Source organism: Janthinobacterium sp. HH104, from assembly GCF_001758715.1.
In the GTDB taxonomy this organism is placed as follows: domain Bacteria; phylum Pseudomonadota; class Gammaproteobacteria; order Burkholderiales; family Burkholderiaceae_D; genus Janthinobacterium; species Janthinobacterium aestuarii.
The window spans coordinates 549,340-567,955 of record NZ_LRIB01000013.1; the positions used below are offsets into that span (position 1 = coordinate 549,340).

Sequence of the window (18,616 nt, forward strand, 5' to 3'; positions counted from 1 at the left end):
AAGGACGGGGGCGCAGGCCGGCCGCATGCCTTACCATGCAGGCAGTGGCGCCGGGGCGCTTCCCTGGCGCGTTTTTTGTTTTTTTAGTGCATTGCACGGTATCAGGAGTCATTCGATGGATCAGCCACCACACAGCCGCTTGTTCGGCACCAGCCTGGGATTTTTAGCCGGGTATGTCGATACCCTGGGTTTTATTGCCCTGTTTGGCCTGTTTACGGCCCACGTCACGGGCAACTTCGTGCTGATCGGCGCCGCCCTGGCGGACGCATCGCGCGCCTCCATCCTGCTGAAGTTTCTCGCTTTTCCCGCCTTTATCGCCGGCGTCGCCGTCACGCGCCTGATGGTGCTGGCCGTCGAGCGCCGCGCCGGCCCGTCGCTGACGCTGGCCATGCTGCTGCAGTGGGCCTTGCTGGCCGGCTTCATGGTGTTTGGCATCCTGGCCGAACCGATCGGCAAGGACGTCAGTTCCATGGCCATGGCGGCGGGTTTGCTGGGCACGGCCGCCATGGGCGTGCACAGCGCCACCAGCCGGCTGTTGCTGGCGCACCTGGCGCCCACCTCCATGATGACGGGGAACGTGACGCAGATCGTCATCGACACCGTCGACGTGCTGCGCGGCGCGGCCGATGCCGCCACCCATGCGCGCTGCGGCAAGTTCTTCTGGCCGCTGGCAGCCTTCGCCCTGGGCGCCATCGCGGCCGCCTTTGCCTACCTGGCTTTCGGCTTTGTGGCGCTGGCCGTGCCCTTGCTGCTGCTCGCCGGCCTGATCATCGTGCAGCACCGCAGCGGCCACGCGGCCGTGCCTGCCGCCTGACCGGCCGTGCGCCTGCCCGTCCTGGCCGCGCTGTGCTGGCTGCCCTTGCTGCTGCTGTTCAGCCCTCCCGGGCTGGCCATCGACGCGGCGCGCGGCATCCACCAGCTGCAGCACACCAGCTGGACGTCCAGAGATGGCGCGCCGGACGACATCAGCGTCATCGCCCAGGGCGGTGACGGCTTCCTGTGGCTGGGCACCCATGCGGGCCTGGTGCGCTTTGACGGCCTGCGTTTCGAACCCGTGCGTGCGCGCCAGGGCGCGTTTCCCGATACGGTGACCCTGGCCCTCAAGCGCGCGGCTGACGGCGGCATGTGGGTGGGCTGGCAAGTGGGCGGCATCAGCCATGTCAAGGATGGCGTGGTGCGCAATTACGGCGAGGCGCAGGGCCTGCGGCCCGGTTCCGTCTGGGGTTTTGCCATCGACGCCACGGGCGCCGTGTGGGCCGCCGGCGTGGCCGGGGTGTCGCGCTTCGACGGCCGGCGCTGGCAGGCGATGGGGCCGGCGCAGGGCTACACGGCGCAAAAGGCCTCGGCCGTGTTCGCGGACCGCGGCGGCAGGCTGGGCGTGTTCAGCGAACAGGGCCTGTTTCTCTGGCAGCCGGGCCAGGCGCGCTTTGCGCCGCCCGTGGGCCGCCTGGACCTGCGCGCGCCGCCGCAGCAGGGGCCGGACGGCCGCCTGTATCTGCTGGAGCTGCGCGGCATCCGCATCATCGACTCGCTCGAGCGCTACGACCAGCTCGACCACCGCTGGATCTACCGCGATACGAGCGGCACCAGCGGCAGCATGCTGGTCGACCGCCAGGGCACCTTGTGGTTCGACAGCCAGTTCGGCCTGCACCGCACGCGCAGCGCCGGCGCGCTGGAGCCGCAACAGCTGGGCATCAGCGGCGACACGGAATCGTTCCTGCCCCGCGACGGCTTGAGCAATGTGCTGATCGGTTCCCTGTGCGACGACAATGAAGGCAATGTCTGGGTTGCCACGTATGCGGGCCTGGACCGCTTTCGCCAGGCCGCGCCCGTGATCCTCAGCGCGCGCGCGGGACCCGAGGCGCCCGAAACCTTCCGCGCGCAGCAGCTGTCGCCCGGCACCGGCGGGCGCATGTGGCTGTCGCGCGAAGGCGATGCGCCGCTGATGCTGGCGGCGCCCGACGGCAAGGTCTTGCGCGCCCCTGCGCTGGGGCCCGTCACGTCCATCATGGCGGCGCCGGGTGGTATCCGCGTGGGCACTCGCGCCGGCCTGCTGCGGCTCGATGGCGACGATGGCCGCGTGCTCGAGACGATTGCCTATCCGCCGAAAGCGGCCGCGTTGAAACGGGTGCGCATGGCCGTGAACGCGCCCGACGGCAGCCTGTGGGCGATTTTCAGCGGCGCCGGCGTGTTCCAGTACGCGGACGGCGCATGGCGGCGCGAACCAGCCTTGCCCGAGGGCGGGCGCAAGGTGCCGCTGGCGCTGCTGGCCGATGCGGCCGGCCGCCTGTGGCTGTCCTATCCGGACGGCAGCGTGGTGGTGCTGGACGGCGGGCGCCTGGCCAGCTATGGTCCCGCACAGGGCCTGGACCTGGGCAAGGTGCCCGCGCTGATCGAGACGGGCGGCCAGCTGCTGGCGGGCGGCCAGCATGGCCTGGCGCTGTGGCACGATGGGCGCTTCGTGCCGCTGCGTGCCGCGGTGCCCGGCGTTTTCGACGGCGTGGTCGGCATGCTGCGCGCGCGCGACGGCAGCCTGTGGCTCAATACGGGCAATGGCGCCGTGCGCGTGGCCGCCGCCGAAGTAGCCCAGGCCCTGCGCGATCCATCGCATCCCATGCAGGCGCAGTTGTACGATGGCGCCGATGGCTTGAACGGCAAAATGAGTTTGCTGCATAACGACTCGATTGCCGAAGCGGATGATGGCAGGATCTGGTTTTCGCGCCAGAGCGCAACCTTCTGGATCGACCCGCGCCAGCCGGCGCCGCCGCTGCCGGCGCCGCAGGCCGAGATCGGCGCATTGATGGTCGATGGCGAGAACATCGCTGCCGCCGATTATGAGCGCCTGCCGGCCGGCACGCGCGACGTGCAGTTCGCCTACAACGCCAGCAGCCTGGGCGCGCCGTCGCGCCTGCGCTTCCGCTACCGGCTGGAAGGCTATGACAGGGACTGGCAGCATGCGGACGAGCGGCGCCAGGCGCAATACACGGGCCTGGGGCCGGGTGCCTACCGCTTCCAGGTGATGGCTATCAATGGCGACGGCGTGGCCAGCGCGGTGGCGCAATTGCCGTTCCGCGTGCTGCCCGCCTTCTACCAGACCTGGTGGTTCCGCAGCCTGTGCGCGGCGGCGCTGCTGGCGGCCGCGTATGGCGTTTGCCGCTGGCGGCTGGGCCAGCATGCCGCGCGCCTGCAGACGCGTATGGAGGCGCAGCAGGCCGAGCGCGAACGCATCGCGCGCGAACTGCACGATACTCTGCTGCAGGGCACGCAGGCGATGATTCTGCACTTTCACAATGCCAGCATGGCCATCGCCGAGGATGATCCCGCGCGCGCCGCCATGCTGCGCGCGCTCGACGACGCCGACCGCATGCTGGGCGAAGGACGCGACCACGTGCACGACTTGCGCGCCGGCGACGATGCCGGCGCGCGCTGGAGCGCTATCCTGCAGCGCGAAGGCGAACGGCTGGCGGCGCAGCACGGCATCGTGTTCCGCTATGCGGAGGAAGGCGAGCCGCGCATGCTGCATGCGCGCGCCGCGCACGAAATCTACCGCATCGCCAGCGAAGCGCTGCGCAATGCCTTCCAGCATGCGCGCGCGCAGGTGGTCGAGGTGGCGGTGCGCTATGCGTGCGGCGGCATTGAACTGCTCGTGCGCGATGATGGCCAGGGCTTGCCGCCCGTGGTGGCGGCCAATGGACAGATTCCCGGACACTGGGGCATGCCCGGCATGCGCGAGCGCGCCGCCAGGCTCGGCGCGCGTCTGTCGGTGGGCGGGCGCGACGGGGGCGGCACGCAGTGGCACCTGCGGGTGCCGGCGCGCCGCGCCTGGCCGGTGGCGCAGGGCCCGCTGCGCCGCTGGTGGCAGCGCTGGCGCCGCTCAGGCGTCGAGGATGCCGCGCCGTAGCGCGATGGTGACGGCGTGGGTGCGGTCCCTGGCGCCCAGCTTGGCCAGGATGGTGCTCATGTGCGCCTTGACGGTTTCTTCCTTGATCTGCAGCAGGGCACCCGTTTCGCGGTTGGAATTGCCTTGCGCGACCTGCTTGAGTACGTCCAGTTCGCGGTTCGACAGCACGTCGCTGCACGCATACAGCGCCAGCTCCGCCTCGATCTCGGGCGTGATGTGGCGCCGCCCCGCGTGCACGTTCTGTATCGCCGCCAGCAATTCGTGGCGCAGCGCGCTTTTCAGCACATAGCCGCAGGCGCCCGCGCGGATGGCGCGCAGCACTTGCGTGTCGCCCTTGTAGGTGGTCAGCACGATGATGCGCGCCTGCGGATGGCGCGTGCGGATGGCGCCGATCGCGTCGAGGCCGCTCATGACCGGCATCTGCAAATCCATCAGCGTGACATCGGGCAGCAGCGCGTCAAATTGTTGTGCCGCCTGCTGGCCATCGGTCGCCTGGCCCACCAGTACCACGCCGGGAAAGGCGCGCAGCAGGGCCGCGATGCCGTCGAGCAGCAACTGGTGGTCGTCGGCGATGAGGACGCGTATCGGTGCCGTATCGCTGCGCATGATGTTGTCTGGCAAAGAAGAGTTATCGATCAAGAGTCGTCGGAACATGGTAAGCAAAAGGTATTTTACCGCAGCGCCCGCCCTCCTGTAGGAGCTATTTCCCAGAGGCAATCAACATGCCAGCCTATATTTAGATAGTGGTGCGGGCGCGCCGCCAGGCATACGATGCACGGCAGTACCCACTCAACCCCAACCTTCATGGATGACATCATGACCAATCCGAAACTGGAAGTCCTTACCCCCGACAATTGCCAGATCATCTTCATCGACCAGCAGCCGCAAATGGCGTTCGGCGTGCAGTCGATGGACCGCCAGGCGCTGAAAAACAATACCGTGGGCCTGGCCAAGGCCGCCAAGGTGTTCAACATCCCCACCATCATCACCACGGTGGAAACGGAAAGCTTCTCGGGCCACACCTACCCGGAACTGCTCGACGTCTTCCCCGGCAAGGATATCCTCGAGCGCAGCTCGATGAATTCGTGGGATGACCAGAAGGTGCGCGATGCACTGGCCGCCAACGGCAAGAAGAAAGTCGTCGTGTCGGGCCTGTGGACGGAAGTGTGCAACAACAGCTTCGCCCTGTGCGCGATGCTCGAAGGCGACTACGAAATCTACATGGTGGCCGATGCCTCGGGCGGCACCTCGAAGGAAGCGCACGACTACGCCATGCAGCGCATGATCCAGGCAGGCGTGGTGCCGGTGACGTGGCAGCAGGTGCTGCTGGAATGGCAGCGCGACTGGGCGCACAAGGCAACCTATGACGCCGTCATGGCCATCGTGCGCGAACACTCGGGCGCCTACGGCATGGGCGTCGACTACGCCTACACGATGGTGCACAAGGCGCCGCAGCGCATCCATGGCGAACACACGACCCTGGCGCCGGTGCCGGCCAAGTAATCGCCGCGCGGCTATGCCATGCGCCGCGCGCCTGACCGCGCGCGGCGTTTTTTTTCATCGAAAGGAATGCGCCATGAAGTTATATGTGATTTCGCTGGCCGTGGGCTTGCTCGTTGGCATCATCTACGCCGTCTTGCAAGTGCGCTCGCCGGCGCCGCCAGCCATTGCCCTGATCGGCCTGCTGGGCATGCTGATCGGCGAACAGATCGTCCCCAGCGTCAAGCGCCTGATGGCGGGCGAAGCCGTGACGGTATCGTGGCTGCGCAGTGAATGCGTGCCGAAGATCAGCGGCGTGGAAGCCAAGCCAACGCTGGCCAAGGCCGAGCCGCAGCAGGACGACAGCGCTGCCTGATATCCGTGGCCTTAGAACGCGCCCAGCAAGCCGCGCCGGGCGGCCACCGTGGCCGCCTCGGTGCGGCTTGATACGTTGAGCTTGGTCAAAATATTATTCACGTGGAATTTGACGGTGCCCACCTCGATGCCGGCGCTGCGCGCGATCATCTTGTTGCTCTTGCCTGCGGACAGGTGCAGCAGGATGTCGTGCTCGCGTTTCGACAGGCGGTTCGCGTCGATGCGGCTGGCCTGCTGCGCCGCCAGTTCCGGCGGCAGGTAGTGCCTGCCGGCGGCCACCTGGCGGATGCACTGCGTCAGTTGCAGGAAGCCGGAATCCTTCAGCAGGTAGCCGCGCGCGCCGGCGCGCAAGGCCCGGTGCACGCTGTCCTCGCCCTGGTAGCTGGTGAGGATGACGATCTTCGCTTGCGCGTCGTCTGCGCAGATGCGCTCGATCGCCTCGATGCCATGCATCTCCGGCATGTTCAAATCCATCAGCACCACGTCGGGCCGCAGCTCCCGGTACAGCTCCACGGCGGCGAGGCCCGTGCCGGCCTGGCCCAGCAGACATAAACCAGGCAGCGAGGCGATCAGCGAGGCCAGGCCGGCCAGGATCAGCGGGTGGTCGTCGGCGATCAAGAGGGTAATCGGCGGATCGGCCGGAGGCGTGGTCATGTCCATGGTTGTCCTCATAACGCTGGCAGGGTGAAGTGGAAGACGCTGCCGTGGGGCGCGCCGGGCGCATGCCACAGGCGGCCGCCATGTGCGTCGACGATGCGACGGCAGATGGCCAGGCCCATGCCCATGCCGTCCGGCTTGCTGGAATACAGGGCGTCGTACAGGCGGTCGGCTGCCTGCGGCGCGATGCCGGCGCCATTGTCGGCGATGCTGAAATGCTGCACGCCCCCATCGAGGCGCGAGGACAGCAGCACCGTGCGCGGCCTGCCGCTGGTGCCCTGCAGGGCCTCGATGGCGTTCATCAGCAGGTTCAGGAGGACTTGACGGAATTGCACCGGGTCGGCGTGCAGCAGCGGGCGGCCAGCTGCCAGCTGCGTTTCCAGGTGGATGGCGTGGCGTTGCAGCGGTGCGCGCAGCAGCGGCAGCAGGTCTTGCACGGCGTCGTCGGCCACAAAATGATCGTGGTTGCCCGGCGCCTTGCAGGCCAGGCCATGCACGCTGCGCAGCACGGCGCTGGCATGGCTGCCGGCGCTGGCGACCAGGGCCAGCGCCGCGCGCGCCTCGTCGAGGCGGGGCGGATCGTGGTCGAGCCAGCGCAAGGCGGCATCGGCATTGAGCGCGATGGCCGCCAGCGGCTGGCGCACCTCGTGCGCGACCGATGCGGCAAATTCACCCATGCCGTCCATGCCGCCTATGTGCTGCGCGTGCGCCAGGCCGGCGTCTTGCTTCTGAGGGAAATAATGCATGCTGGCCATCGCCGTGCTCCTGTCGCTGTCGCGGCGTATGCCGCATTGCAACAAGTATGCACGCGCCGTCAGGCAAGGCAGTTATACGAATGGGGGAGGCGGGCGGTTTTTTTATGCGGCGGAGGCGATAAACACCGCCGGGCGGGCCGGCGGTGCGGGGAAGCGAAGAACGATCAGGACTTGATAAAGGCCAGCAAGTCTTCGTTCAGGCGGTCCTTGTGGGTAGCCGGCAAGCCGTGCGGCGCACCTTCATAGATGACCAGCTTGGCGTTCTTGATGAGCTTGGCCGCAGCCTTGCCGGACGCGTCGATCGGCACGATCTGGTCGTCGCCGCCGTGTACCACCAGGGTCGGCACGGAGATTTTCTTCAGGTCGGCCGTGAAGTCCGTCTCGGAAAATTGCTTGATGCAATCGTAGGCGTTCTTGATGCCGCACTGCATGCCCTGCAGCCAGAAGGTGTCGCGCATGCCTTGCGACACTTTGTTGCCGGGACGGTTGGCGCCGAAGAAGGGCACGGTCAGGTCCTTGAAGAATTGCGAACGGTCGGCCAGCACGCCGGCGCGGATGCCGTCAAACACCGACATCGGCAAGCCGCCCGGATTGGTGTCCGACTTGACCATCTGCGGCGGCACGGCGCCCACCAGCACGGCCTTGGCCACGCGTTTTTCGCCATGGCGGCCGATATAGCGGGCCACTTCGCCACCACCCGTCGAATGGCCGACCAGGGTCGCGCCCTTGATGTCGAGCGCGTCGAGCAGGGTAGCCAGGTCGTCGGCGTAGGTATCCATGTCATTGCCCTGCCATGGCTGGCTCGACAGGCCGTGGCCGCGGCGGTCATGCGCGATCACGCGGTAGCCGTGGCTGGCCAGGAACATCATCTGGTCTTCCCAGGCGTCGCCCTGCAATGGCCAGCCGTGGCTGAAGACGACGGGCGTGCCCGTGCCCCAGTCCTTGAAGTGGATGACGGTGCCGTCCTTGACGGTGACGCTGTTGACGGTGAGCTTGCCCGGTGCGGCAGCGGCAGCGGCAGGCTTGGCGGCGGCGCTGGCGCCACCGGCGGCCAGCAGGCCCGCACCGGCGGCGACACCGGCGACGCTGACGAGCAGCTTGCGGCGGGAAGTGACTTCTTCGGCTTCGATTTTCTTCGACATGATGCATTTCCTTCGGGGATGGGGGAGGGAGGCCGGTTACGGCCTGGACCAGTGATGGCATCGGCCAGTCTAGGCCTTCGCGCGCGCCGGCGCCTCTGCCAAAAGACCAGTCGCGCCCACGTGTCCGCCTGCCTATGATGGCTGGCAGCGGCGCGCCGCGCCGACTGGCTTTCCCACTGGAGCGATCATGAAGAAAAACTGGATGGCGGCGCTGGCCGGCCCCTTTTTACCCGATGCGGGTATGCTGTTTGCGCGCCTGACGGGCGCGCTGCTGGTGCTGCACGTGCACGGTCTGCCCAAGCTGCTGCATTTTTCCGATGAACTGGCGCATATCGACGACCCGCTGCACCTGGGCCGCGCCATCACCCTGTACTGCGCCCTGTTCGCGGAAATCCTCTGCCCGCTGCTGGTCGCCGCCGGCTTGCTGACGCGCCTGGCCTGTCTGCCATTGCTGTTCCTGCTGGGCGTGTCCATGCTGCTCGTGCACCCGGACTGGAGCATCGCCGACGGCCAGTTCGGCTGGCTACTGATCATCGTCTTCGGCACCATCGCCATCAGCGGCGCTGGACGCTATTCGCTCGATGCGCGGTTGCGGGCGTAAGCGGTGATGTCAACGATGTGTCGGGTTACGCTCCGCTAACCCGACCTACGCCTAAATAACACCATTTCACCCCGATCCCCGCCCGCCCCACTAGGCCGGCGGGGATTGTTATTTCCAACAGGAATTTAAGTCTGTGTCTCAAGGTGTGGCAGCGCACGGTGGCGCGGGGTGGACGCAGTTAAGGTAGTGCCAACAGCTTGCTGCTGATCCACTGTTTGATATGGCTCAGCCCGGCAGCGTTTAGCCGCTTCTTTTTCCCCGAAGCGAGGAGAATCATGATTCGGTCACGGCATCGAGCATGGTTGAAATTATTCACTGTTAAAGGAAACCATCATGAACGCGATTGAAAAAACCAGCTCCGATATGAATGGCACCGCCCAGGATACCCGTCAGGATTTGCACCGCACCATCGACAAGGTGGCAAGCCAGGCCCAGCCCTTGGCCGACAAGGTGGCCACGCGCGCCCATGACAGCGTCGACCAGGTGGGTGAACGCCTCGGCCAGGTCAGCGACAGCGTCAACAAGGCTTCCGAACGCCTGATGGCGCGCGGTAAGCAATTGGGCGCCGCCTGCCAGCGCGCCGGCGAAACGGGCCGCGGTTATGTGCGCGAACGCCCGGCCGTGTCCCTGCTGATCGCGGCAGCGGCTGGTTATGGCCTGTCGAAACTGCTGGGTTCGCGTAAATAAGTTCTGCGCCTTCCTGGAAGGTACTGTCGTGGGCGCTGTTCCCTCCGCCGTCATGGCGGGTGGGCCGGCGCCCACGCGCACAAGGTAGTAGCAAGCAGTAAAGGAGAGTGATGATGCGCTCCATTTTGTTGTGGTTGATCGGCATACCTATTCCCATCATTATTTTGATTGCCCTGTTCGTGCGCTGAATGAGGGAGTTGTAGCGTTACTTCCCGGGGCAAACTACTCACAGGAGATGTAATGGCTACCAACAAGAAAACGCCGTTCACGGACGGTGCGGGTTCCGTATTGAGCAGCATGTCCGGCCCATCCGACAGCAATGCGCCGCACAGCTTGGGCGCGGACAATGACGTGACCCGCGCGCTGCTGCAAAAGACGGCCGCCGGCCAGCAGTTGTCCGCCGCCATGGCCGTCAATCCCAAGGAAGATGGCCAGTATGGCGACGCAGCGCGCACGCCGGTCGAAGGCGTGCATGTGGCAACGGGCGAACCGCTGGCCACGGCCAGCACCACGGGCGAAACGACAGTGTCTCCTAAGACGGGCGACGGTCACCCGGCACTTGGCGAAAATGCGCGTAACGCCTCGCTCGACGGCGCCCGTGCCGACGACAGCGGCTGCGTGCTGACGACGAACCAGGGAGTGCCCGTGGGCGACAACCAGAATTCCTTGAAGGCGGGCTTGCGCGGCCCCACCCTGATGGAAGATTTCATCCTGCGTGAAAAGCTCACGCATTTCGACCATGAGCGCATCCCCGAGCGCGTCGTGCATGCGCGCGGTTCGGCCGCCCACGGCTATTTCGAATGCTACAAGGAACAGAGCAAGCTGACGCGCGCCGCGCCGTTCGCCAAGGCGGGCAAGCGCACGCCCGTCTTCGTGCGCTTTTCCACGGTGGCCGGCGAACGCGGTTCGACCGATACGGCGCGCGACGTGCGCGGCTTCGCCGTGAAGTTCTATACGGACGAGGGCAACTGGGATTTGGTCGGCAATAACATCCCCGTCTTCTTCATCCAGGATGCGATGAAATTCCCCGACGTGGTCCACGCCGTCAAGCCCGAGCCGCACCACGGCATGCCGCAGGCGGCCAGCGCGCACGACACCTTCTGGGATTTTGCGTCGCTGTCGCCGGAAATCACGCACATGCTGATGTGGGTCATGTCGGACCGCGCCATCCCGCGCAGTTACCGGATGATGCAGGGCTTCGGCGTGCATACCTTCCGCCTCGTCAATGCCAAGGGCCAGTCCGTATTCTGCAAATTCCACTGGTCGCCGATGGCCGGCACGCATTCGCTCGTGTGGGACGAGGCCGTCAAGATCAGCGGCGCCGATTCCGACTTCCACCGGCGCGACCTGTGGGAAGCCATCGAGTGTGGCGAGTATCCCGAATACGAGCTGTCCTTCCAGGTTTTCACGGAAGCGCAGGCGGAAGCGTTTCCCTTCGACGTGCTCGACCCGACCAAGCTGATTCCCGAAGAAGTCGTCCCTCTGATCCCCGTCGGGAAAATGGTCCTGAACCGCAATCCCGACAATTTTTTTGCCGAGACGGAGCAGGTGGCCTTCTGTACGGCGCACATCGTGCCCGGCATCGATTTCAGTAACGACCCGCTGCTGCAGGGGCGTATCCATTCCTATGTCGATACCCAGCTGACGCGCCTGGGCGGCCCGAATTTCCATGAGATTCCCATCAATGCGCCGCTGGCGCCCGTGCATAACAACCAGCGCGACGGCATGCACCGCCAGGCCATCAACCGGGGCCGTGTCGCGTATGAACCGAACTCGCTGGCGGGCGGCTGTCCGTTCCAGGCGGGGGCGAAAGGTTTCAACAGTTTTCCCGCGTCCGCCGAAGGCGACAAGGTACGCGGCAAGCCCGAGAAGTTCGCCGAGCATTATGGCCAGGCGCGCCTGTTCTGGATCAGCCAGACGCCTGTCGAACAAGAGCACATTGTGCATGCGTTCCGCTTTGAACTGAGCAAGGTGCAGACGGTGGCGATCCGCCAGCGCATCGTCGCCATGCTGCGCAATGTCGACGAGACCCTGGCGCAGCGCCTGGCCGATGGCCTGGGCCTGGCGTTGCCGCCCGTCATGCCGCGCGCTTCCCTGGATCCGCTGCCCGCGTATCCGCCATCGCCAGCCCTGTCGCTCTTTTTCCGTCCCGGCAAGATAGGCATCCATACCCTGCGCGTGGCCATCCTCGTGGGGCCGGGCAGCGATGGCGCGCAGGTGCGCAGCATCTATGCCGCGCTGCTGGCCGATGGCGCCGCGCCGCGCCTAGTGGGCAGCCACCTGGGCAAAGTCGATACGAGCGGCGGCGTGCCGCTCGATGTGGAAATCTCGCTCGAAGCAGGGCCGGGGGTATTGTTCGACGCCGTCGTGGTGCCCGACGGCCAGGGCGCCGTGCAGCAGCTGGGCAGCGACGCCAACGCGCTCGACTTCCTGCGCCTGCAATACCGCCACTGCAAGCCGATGCTGGCCATAGGCGCGGGCAAGGACCTGCTGGACAAGGCTGGCGTGCCGGTGACCCTGCCCGATGGCAAGCCCGATCCCGCCATCATCGTCGCGCCTTCCGGCGACCTAGCGAAAGCCGTGGCTGCGTTCAAGAAGGCGCTGGCCGCGCACAGGGCGTTTGCGCGCGAGACGGATCCGCCGCGGGTGTGAGTGACTGCGTCTGCACAGGGGCCGGATCCGCCGGCCCCGCTGCATACCCTGTTTGCGTTTCGTGCGCAACGCCCTGCAACAATGTAAACAATAAAAACGTCCCGCGGTGATATGCTGCTGACTAGAACTGTTCATTTGCAACTATTTCTATAACAGCAGCAAGGAACGGCTTCAGCAAACCGGATCGCGATTACCGCATGGACAAGTACACACCTCGCACCTGGGGGCCGGGCGAACGCCCGACCTTGCCCGGGTCGCCATCGATGCCCGAACATTCGACGCCCAAGCGTGTCGCGTATTTCATCGTCGGCCTGATCGTCGCGCTGACGGGGGGACTGGGCAACGGCCTGGTGACGGCCAATTTGCTGAACCTGCAAGGTTCGCTGGCCGCCTATGCCTACCAGATGCAGTGGCTGCCGGCCGCCTATGTGATGACCATCGTTTCCATGAATCTGCTGCTGGTGAAGTTCCGCCAGCAGTTCGGCCTGCGCCTGTTTACGGAAGCGTTCCTGGTGCTGTATGCGCTGGTGACGTTCGCCCACTTGTATGCCAATACCTTGCCGTCGGCGATTGCCGTGCGCGCCGCGCATGGCATGGTGGGCGGCGCGCTTGGGGTGCTGGGGCTGTACTACACCTTGCAGGCGTTTCCCGCACGGCACCGCCTGAAGGGCGTGGTACTGGGCCTGGGTTTTGCCCAGCTGGCGCTGCCCCTGGCGCGCATCTTCACCTCCGAACTGCTGCAGATCGGCGAATGGCACGGCTTGTACCTGTTCGAACTGGGACTGGCCCTGCTGGCGCTGGGCTGCGTGCTGGCCCTGAAACTGCCGCCCGGCGACCGCGTGCAGACGTTCGAGCCGCTCGATTTCCTCACCTTCATCCTGTTCGCACCCGGCGTGGCCCTGCTGTGCGCCGTGCTGGCTCAGGGGCGCACGGCGTGGTGGATGGAGTCGGAGTGGGTGGGCGTGTGCCTGGCGTGCTCCATCGTGCTGATCGCCGCCTCGCTGGCCATCGAGCATAACCGCGCGCGCCCGCTGCTCAACACGCGCTGGCTCACGACGGGCAAGATCGCCAAGCTGTTTTTATCGGTGCTGCTGTTTCGCATCGTGCTGTCCGAATCGACGGGCGCCGTCGGCTTTCTGCAGGCGCTGGGCCTGAACACGGACCAGATGCAGAACCTGTTCGTCGTGGTGCTGCTGGGCAGCGTGGCGGGCCTGGTGGTCAGCGCGCTGACGATCAATCCGGCGACCTTGAACCGCTCGCTGATGTTCGCGCTGCTGCTGATCGCCGCCGGCGCCCTGATCGACGCGCACGCCACCAGCCAGACGCGCCCCGTCAACATGTATGTGAGCCAGTTCCTGCTGGCCTTTGGCGGCACGTATTTCCTCGGTCCCACCATGGTGGCCGGCATGGGCGCCGTGATTGCCGAACCGCGCAACCTGGTGAGCTTTTCCGTGATGTTTACCATGACGCAGAACCTGGGCGGCCTGCTCGGTGCGGCCATCGTCGGCACCATCCAGACGGCGCGCGAAAAATACCATTCCAGCTACCTGGTCGAGCACCTGAGCATGCTGGATCCGCAGGTGGCTGCGCGCGTGCAGTCGGGCGCCGCAAGCTATGGCGGCGTACTGATGGACCCTGCGTTGCGCAGCGCCCAGGGCGTGGCGCGCCTGGGCGCCGTCGCCACGCGCGAAGCCAATGTGCTGGCCTATAACGACGTTTTTTTGATGATCGCCGGCGTTGCCATCGCCACCCTGATCTGGATGCTGGTCAGCCAGTCCTGGACCCGCATCACCACCGGCGCGCGCCGCCTGGTCGGGCCCGTGCGCGATGCGCAGACGGCCATGGCCATCGTCCCCATTACCAATTCGGAACCGAGCAATGACAGAAAATAATACTCCGCCACCAGCACCGACAACGCCCGCAGCCGCGACCACGCCGGCGCCAACCACTTCCACGGCGCAGCCGGACCGGCGCCACCAGTGGCTGTCCGCGCTGGCCTTTGCCGCCGTGGCCCTGGTGGGCGTGCTGATCGTGCTGTACGCGTGGCGTCTGCCGCCGTTCACGAGTCCCATCGTGACGACGGAAAACGCCACCGTGCGCGGACAGGTGACCATCATCGGCACACAGCTGTCGGGCTATGTGGTGGAAGTGACGGTGCAGGATTTCATGGACGTCAAGGAAGGCCAGCTGCTGGTGCGTATCGACGACCGCATCTACCAGCAGCGCTACGAGCAGGCGCAGGCCCAGCTGGCCGCGCAGCAGGCGGCGCTGTCGAACTGGGCGCAGCAAAAGGCCAGCGCACAGGCGGGCATTTCCGTCAGCGAGGCCGTGATGGCGAATGCGGAAGCGCAGGCGCGCAAGGCCAGCGCCGACCTCAATCGCGTGGAACAGCTGGTGGCCGATGGCTCGCTGTCGCAGCGCGAACATGACCAGTCGCGCGCCACGCAGGCGCAGATGGCGGCGGCGCTGGCGCAGGCGCGCGCCAATCTCGACATCGCCCAGCAAAGCGTGCATAGCGTGGTGGTCAACAAACAGGCGCTGGAAGCGGCCGTGGCCAATGCGCAGGCGGCCGTCAAGGCGGCCAAGATCGACCTCGATAACACGCGCATCGTGGCGCCATCCGATGGCCAACTGGGCCAGGTGACGGTGCGCCAGGGCGCATACGTGAATTCGGGCGCGCAGCTGATGGCGCTGGTGCCGCGACAGATGTGGGTGATCGCCAATTTCAAGGAAACGCAGATGAACGGCGTGCAGGAAGGGCAAAGCGCCACTTTCCACGTCGACGCGCTCGACGGCGCCGTGCTGACGGGCCAGGTGGAGCGCATTTCGCCGGCCACCGGTTCCGAGTTTTCCGTGCTGCCGGCCGATAACGCGACGGGCAACTACCTTAAAATCGCCCAGCGCATTCCCGTGCGCATCCGCATCGATCCGGGGCAGGCGAATGCGCGCCGGCTCGTGCCCGGCATGTCGGTGGTGGTCAGCGTCGATACGTCTGCCGTGCTGAACGACTCGGCGGACAATCCGGCGCCGCCACCGCCGCCGAAGAAGGCCAAGCCATGAAGCGCCGTTTCCTGCTGATGGCCGGCGCGCTGGCGCTGGCCGGTTGCGCCGCCAACGCGCCACCGCAGCCTGCGTCGGCACTGCAGCTGCCATCCGGCTGGCGCGCGCAAGCGGCCGGTGCGCCTGCGGCGACCGAGGCCCATGTCGAGCAGTTGTGGTGGCAAGCCTTTGGCGACCCGGTCTTGAGTGACCTGGTGGGCGAGGCGCTGGCGCGCAATGGCGACTTGCGCGTGGCGCGCGCCCGCTTGCAGGAATACCGCGCGCGCCTGGCGCAGGCCGACGCCAACCGCGCACCCAGCCTCGCCTTCGACGGTTCGCCCACGCGTACGCGCACCCTGGCGTCCAGCGGCAAGCCGTATGTGACGAATGTCTTCCAGGCGGAACTGCAGGCCAGTTATGAGATCGATGTGTGGGGCCGGCTGGCGAGCCTGAGCGATGCGGCGGGCGAGAGCTACCGCGCCGAGCAGGCGAGCCTCGATGCGGCGGCCCTGTCGATCGCCGCCAGCGTGGCGACCGCTTACCTGAATCTGCGGGGACTCGACGCGCAGCTGGCGCTCACGCAATCGACCCTGCAGCTGCGGGAACAGTCGCGCGAGCTGGCGCGCAAGCAGTTCGAAGTGGGCTACAGCTCGCGCCTGGAATGGCTGCAGGCGCAATCGGAATACCATGCGGCGGCCGAACAGGTGCCGCAGCTGCAGCGGCAGATCTTCGAACAGGAAAACGCGCTGGCCATCCTCGTCGGCGGCAATCCGGGCCCCATCGCGCGCGGCTTGCCGCTGGCCGAGCTGGCGGCGCCCGACGTGCCGGCCGGACTGCCATCCGAATTGCTGCGCCGGCGGCCCGACATCGCGCGTGCGGAACACAACCTGGCGGCCGCCAACGCCAGCCTGGCCGCCACGCGCGACCAGCTGCTGCCCTCGTTCAAGCTGACGGCCGTCGGCGGCGGGCAAGCCACGACCCTGACCGATTTTCTGCATGCACCGACCGCCCTGTGGCGCCTGACGGCGCTGGCGGCCGGCCCCCTGTTCGATGGCGGCCGGGTGCAGGCGCAGACGGATGCGGCGGGCGCCCAGCGCGACCAGCTCGTGTACACATATGAAAACGTGGTGCGCAATGCCTTCGCCGAAACGGAGAACAGCCTGGGCGCCATCTACCGGCTGCAGCAGCAAGCCGTGGAAAACGATGCGCGCCGCGCCACGGCGGCCGACACTTTGCGCATCGCGCACAACCGCTACCGCAACGGCTACGCCTCCTACCTGGAAGAACTCGACGCCCAGCGCACCCTGTACAGCGCCGACGTGGGGCTGCTGCAGCTGAAGACGCGCATCCTCGTCGCCTCGGTCGACCTGTACCGCGCCATGGGCGGCGGCTGGTCGGCCAAGGCGCAATAGGCGCGTGTGCACGGCGCGGCCAGTGTAATATTCTGAGCAGGGAAAGCGGCGGCATGGTGCCAGCTGCTCCCATCACGAACGAGGTCGCAGCATGACGATTTTTGGCATAGGCATCCACATCCTGATCGCGGTATTTTTTGCGATCCATGTGGTGCGCAACGGGCAGCAGCTGTACTGGCTGCTCATTTTATTCATGTTTCCGCTGCTGGGCAGCGTGGTGTATTTCTTCGCCATCTACCTGCCCAATTCGCGCCTGCCGCAAGGCGCGCGCAAGGTCGCTTCGGTGGCCGTGCAGGTGCTCGATCCGAACCGCGAATTGCGCGAGGCGAAAGCGGCCTTCGAGTACACGCCGACGGCGCAAAACCAGATGCGCCTGGCCAGCGCGCAGCTCGAGGCGGGCGATGCAAAGGAAGCGGCATCGACGTACGAAGCCTGCCTGCAGGGGGCGTTCGCATCGGACCTGGAAATTCGCCTCGGTGCGGCGCGCGCCTACCTGGAGTGCGAACGTGGCGCCGAGGCCTTGACGCACCTCGAATTCATCCGCCGCACGGATATGCATTTCCGTCCCGAGATGGTGTCCCTGCTGACGGCGCGCGCGCTGGCGCAAAGCGGGCGCCAGGTGGAAGCAAAGGCGGAATTCGACGATGCGCTGACGCGCTACAACAGTTTCGAGTGCCGCGCGGAGTGCGCGATCTGGGCGCTGCAGCAGGGCGACAAGGTATTGTCGGAACGCCTGCTGCTCGATATCGACAGCGCCATGGCCCGCTGGAGCAGCCATACGCGTGCCATGTATGCGCCGCTGCTGGCGCGCCTGGAAGCGGCGCGCAAGTAGCTGGCTTACGTGGGGTCAGACCCGGCGGGTCTGACCCCATTACACGCCAGGCACCGTGTTCTTCCCTTCAATCAGTTTATATCCCTTGCCATCGAAGCCGTAGCGCGCGTGGTTGTTCAGGGGCGTGGCGATGCGCGGCGGGTCTTCGTCGGGCTTGACCGTGACGCCGGGCTTGATCTTCTCGGAGGCGCCCTTGAAATCGATCAGCAAGTCATCATAGGCGCCGCCATTGCGCGCCGGCGCGAAGCGCCAGTTCCCCTTGACCATCCAGCACTCGTCCGTCTCGGGCCCGCAGGCGCCCATATTGTCCGAATACAGGTCGATGGCACCATCGAGTGAGGTGACCTTGCCGTCGCCGATTTCAAACAGGGCCAGTTGCGTGATGGTGTAGCCCTGGCCCGTATAGCCATGGCGGATCGCCAGTCCCGGCTTGTTCGCGCTCAGCATGACCCAGTGGACTTCGCCGAGCTGCCCCGACGAACCCAGGGCGGCGATGTTTTCCAGGCGTTTCACGACTTGCCACTGGCCGTCTTCCGGCTGGCCCTTGGGCGCCAGAAAAAAGACATTCAGCAGCCCCGGTGAAGCATGCGCCGATTCGGCCGTGCCTTCCGTGTTGGCCGTTTCCGCATTCGCCACCAGGATGGCGCTGCCATCGGGCAGCAGCTTGTGGCTGACGGCGCTGACCACGTAACTGAGCTTGTCGACGTGGTTATCGGGATCGGGCAGGTCGGCCAGCGCATCTTCGCTGTCGCTGCGGTAGTCCTTGCCGAAGACGGCGCGCATCATGCCCACTTCGCGCTCGCGCGCCTGGGGCGTGTTCATCGCTTCCGTCCGAGGGGCGGTGGCGGCCGGCGGCGGCACGTGTTCGGCCGATGCGGTGTCTGCTGCGGCAGCGGCAGCGGGGACTTCGGTGACCACGTCAGCTGCCAGGTCGGCGCTGGCGGGGGCGGTCTTGTCCGAGCAGGCGCCGAGCAGCGCGGATGCCATCAGCAGGACGAGCGGAGTGCGGTAATTCATAGGCAGGGCAGATTGCGTTCATGGAGAATGGGCGCAGTATGCCAGATAGATGAAAGCGAGGGAGCGC

General features: G+C 66.3%; 16 protein-coding genes. 11 read left to right on the forward strand and 5 right to left on the reverse strand.

Going from position 1 to position 18,616, the window contains the following annotated elements:
- Positions 1 to 115: 115 nt before the first annotated feature.
- Complete coding sequence (locus tag JAB6_RS03305) at positions 116 to 814, forward strand: YoaK family protein (RefSeq protein ID WP_070301353.1); 699 nt, start codon at positions 116 to 118, stop codon at positions 812 to 814.
- Between the two features lie 6 nt (positions 815 to 820).
- Positions 821 to 3,901 (forward strand): sensor histidine kinase, encoded by a 3,081-nt coding sequence (locus JAB6_RS03310; protein ID WP_070301354.1) that lies wholly within the window; start codon positions 821 to 823, stop codon positions 3,899 to 3,901.
- Here the strand turns inward: JAB6_RS03310 and JAB6_RS03315 are convergent.
- Positions 3,875 to 4,507, reverse strand: a complete 633-nt coding sequence (locus JAB6_RS03315; protein ID WP_070301487.1) for a response regulator transcription factor — start codon at positions 4,505 to 4,507, stop codon at positions 3,875 to 3,877. The two genes, JAB6_RS03310 and JAB6_RS03315, sit on opposite strands and share 27 nt — an antisense overlap.
- A gap of 210 nt (positions 4,508 to 4,717) precedes the next feature.
- Between JAB6_RS03315 and JAB6_RS03320 the strand changes: the two genes are divergently transcribed.
- Both JAB6_RS03320 and JAB6_RS03325 read left to right on the forward strand, forming a co-directional pair.
- Positions 4,718 to 5,404 (forward strand): hydrolase, encoded by a 687-nt coding sequence (locus tag JAB6_RS03320; RefSeq protein ID WP_034747885.1) that lies wholly within the window; start codon positions 4,718 to 4,720, stop codon positions 5,402 to 5,404.
- Positions 5,405 to 5,477: 73 nt separating this feature from the next.
- The gene (locus tag JAB6_RS03325) at positions 5,478 to 5,756 is read left to right on the forward strand and encodes a XapX domain-containing protein (protein ID WP_070301355.1); all 279 of its coding nucleotides are present in this window, start codon (positions 5,478 to 5,480) and stop codon (positions 5,754 to 5,756) included.
- A gap of 11 nt (positions 5,757 to 5,767) precedes the next feature.
- Here the strand turns inward: JAB6_RS03325 and JAB6_RS03330 are convergent, their stop codons facing one another.
- From JAB6_RS03330 to JAB6_RS03340, 3 genes are all read right to left on the reverse strand, one after another.
- Positions 5,768 to 6,409 carry a response regulator transcription factor gene (locus JAB6_RS03330; RefSeq protein WP_034747888.1) on the reverse strand — a complete coding sequence of 214 codons (642 nt, stop codon included), beginning with the start codon at positions 6,407 to 6,409 and terminating at the stop codon, positions 5,768 to 5,770.
- A gap of 14 nt (positions 6,410 to 6,423) precedes the next feature.
- Positions 6,424 to 7,167, reverse strand: coding sequence for a sensor histidine kinase (locus tag JAB6_RS03335; protein WP_070301356.1), 744 nt, complete (start codon positions 7,165 to 7,167; stop codon positions 6,424 to 6,426).
- Positions 7,168 to 7,331: 164 nt separating this feature from the next.
- On the reverse strand, positions 7,332 to 8,309 hold the full coding sequence (locus JAB6_RS03340; RefSeq protein WP_034747184.1) for an alpha/beta fold hydrolase: 978 nt from the start codon (positions 8,307 to 8,309) through the stop codon (positions 7,332 to 7,334).
- A 187-nt stretch (positions 8,310 to 8,496) separates the two neighbouring features.
- On the opposite strand from JAB6_RS03340, the gene JAB6_RS03345 reads away from it, so the two are divergent.
- The 7 genes from JAB6_RS03345 (at position 8,497) to JAB6_RS03375 (ending at position 17,532) form a co-directional block, all read left to right on the forward strand.
- On the forward strand, positions 8,497 to 8,910 hold the full coding sequence (locus JAB6_RS03345; protein ID WP_217494597.1) for a DoxX family protein: 414 nt from the start codon (positions 8,497 to 8,499) through the stop codon (positions 8,908 to 8,910).
- 333 nt (positions 8,911 to 9,243) lie between these two features.
- Positions 9,244 to 9,597, forward strand: coding sequence for a YqjD family protein (locus tag JAB6_RS03350; RefSeq protein WP_034747191.1), 354 nt, complete (start codon positions 9,244 to 9,246; stop codon positions 9,595 to 9,597).
- Positions 9,598 to 9,837: 240 nt separating this feature from the next.
- Positions 9,838 to 12,249: a catalase gene (locus tag JAB6_RS03355; RefSeq protein WP_070301357.1), complete on the forward strand. Its 2,412-nt coding sequence runs from the start codon at positions 9,838 to 9,840 to the stop codon at positions 12,247 to 12,249.
- Between the two features lie 197 nt (positions 12,250 to 12,446).
- Positions 12,447 to 14,141 (forward strand): MFS transporter, encoded by a 1,695-nt coding sequence (locus JAB6_RS03360; protein ID WP_034747197.1) that lies wholly within the window; start codon positions 12,447 to 12,449, stop codon positions 14,139 to 14,141.
- Positions 14,128 to 15,309 (forward strand): HlyD family secretion protein, encoded by a 1,182-nt coding sequence (locus tag JAB6_RS03365; protein WP_070301358.1) that lies wholly within the window; start codon positions 14,128 to 14,130, stop codon positions 15,307 to 15,309. Before JAB6_RS03360 ends, JAB6_RS03365 begins: the two co-directional genes overlap by 14 nt.
- Positions 15,306 to 16,700, forward strand: coding sequence for an efflux transporter outer membrane subunit (locus JAB6_RS03370; RefSeq protein ID WP_070301359.1), 1,395 nt, complete (start codon positions 15,306 to 15,308; stop codon positions 16,698 to 16,700). The genes JAB6_RS03365 and JAB6_RS03370 overlap by 4 nt, the downstream gene beginning before the upstream one ends.
- Before the next feature lie 91 nt (positions 16,701 to 16,791).
- Positions 16,792 to 17,532 (forward strand): tetratricopeptide repeat protein, encoded by a 741-nt coding sequence (locus JAB6_RS03375; RefSeq protein ID WP_070301360.1) that lies wholly within the window; start codon positions 16,792 to 16,794, stop codon positions 17,530 to 17,532.
- A gap of 39 nt (positions 17,533 to 17,571) precedes the next feature.
- On the opposite strand, the gene JAB6_RS03380 is transcribed toward JAB6_RS03375, so the two are convergent.
- Positions 17,572 to 18,549, reverse strand: a complete 978-nt coding sequence (locus JAB6_RS03380) for a hypothetical protein (RefSeq protein WP_070301361.1) — start codon at positions 18,547 to 18,549, stop codon at positions 17,572 to 17,574.
- Positions 18,550 to 18,616 lie beyond the last annotated feature (67 nt).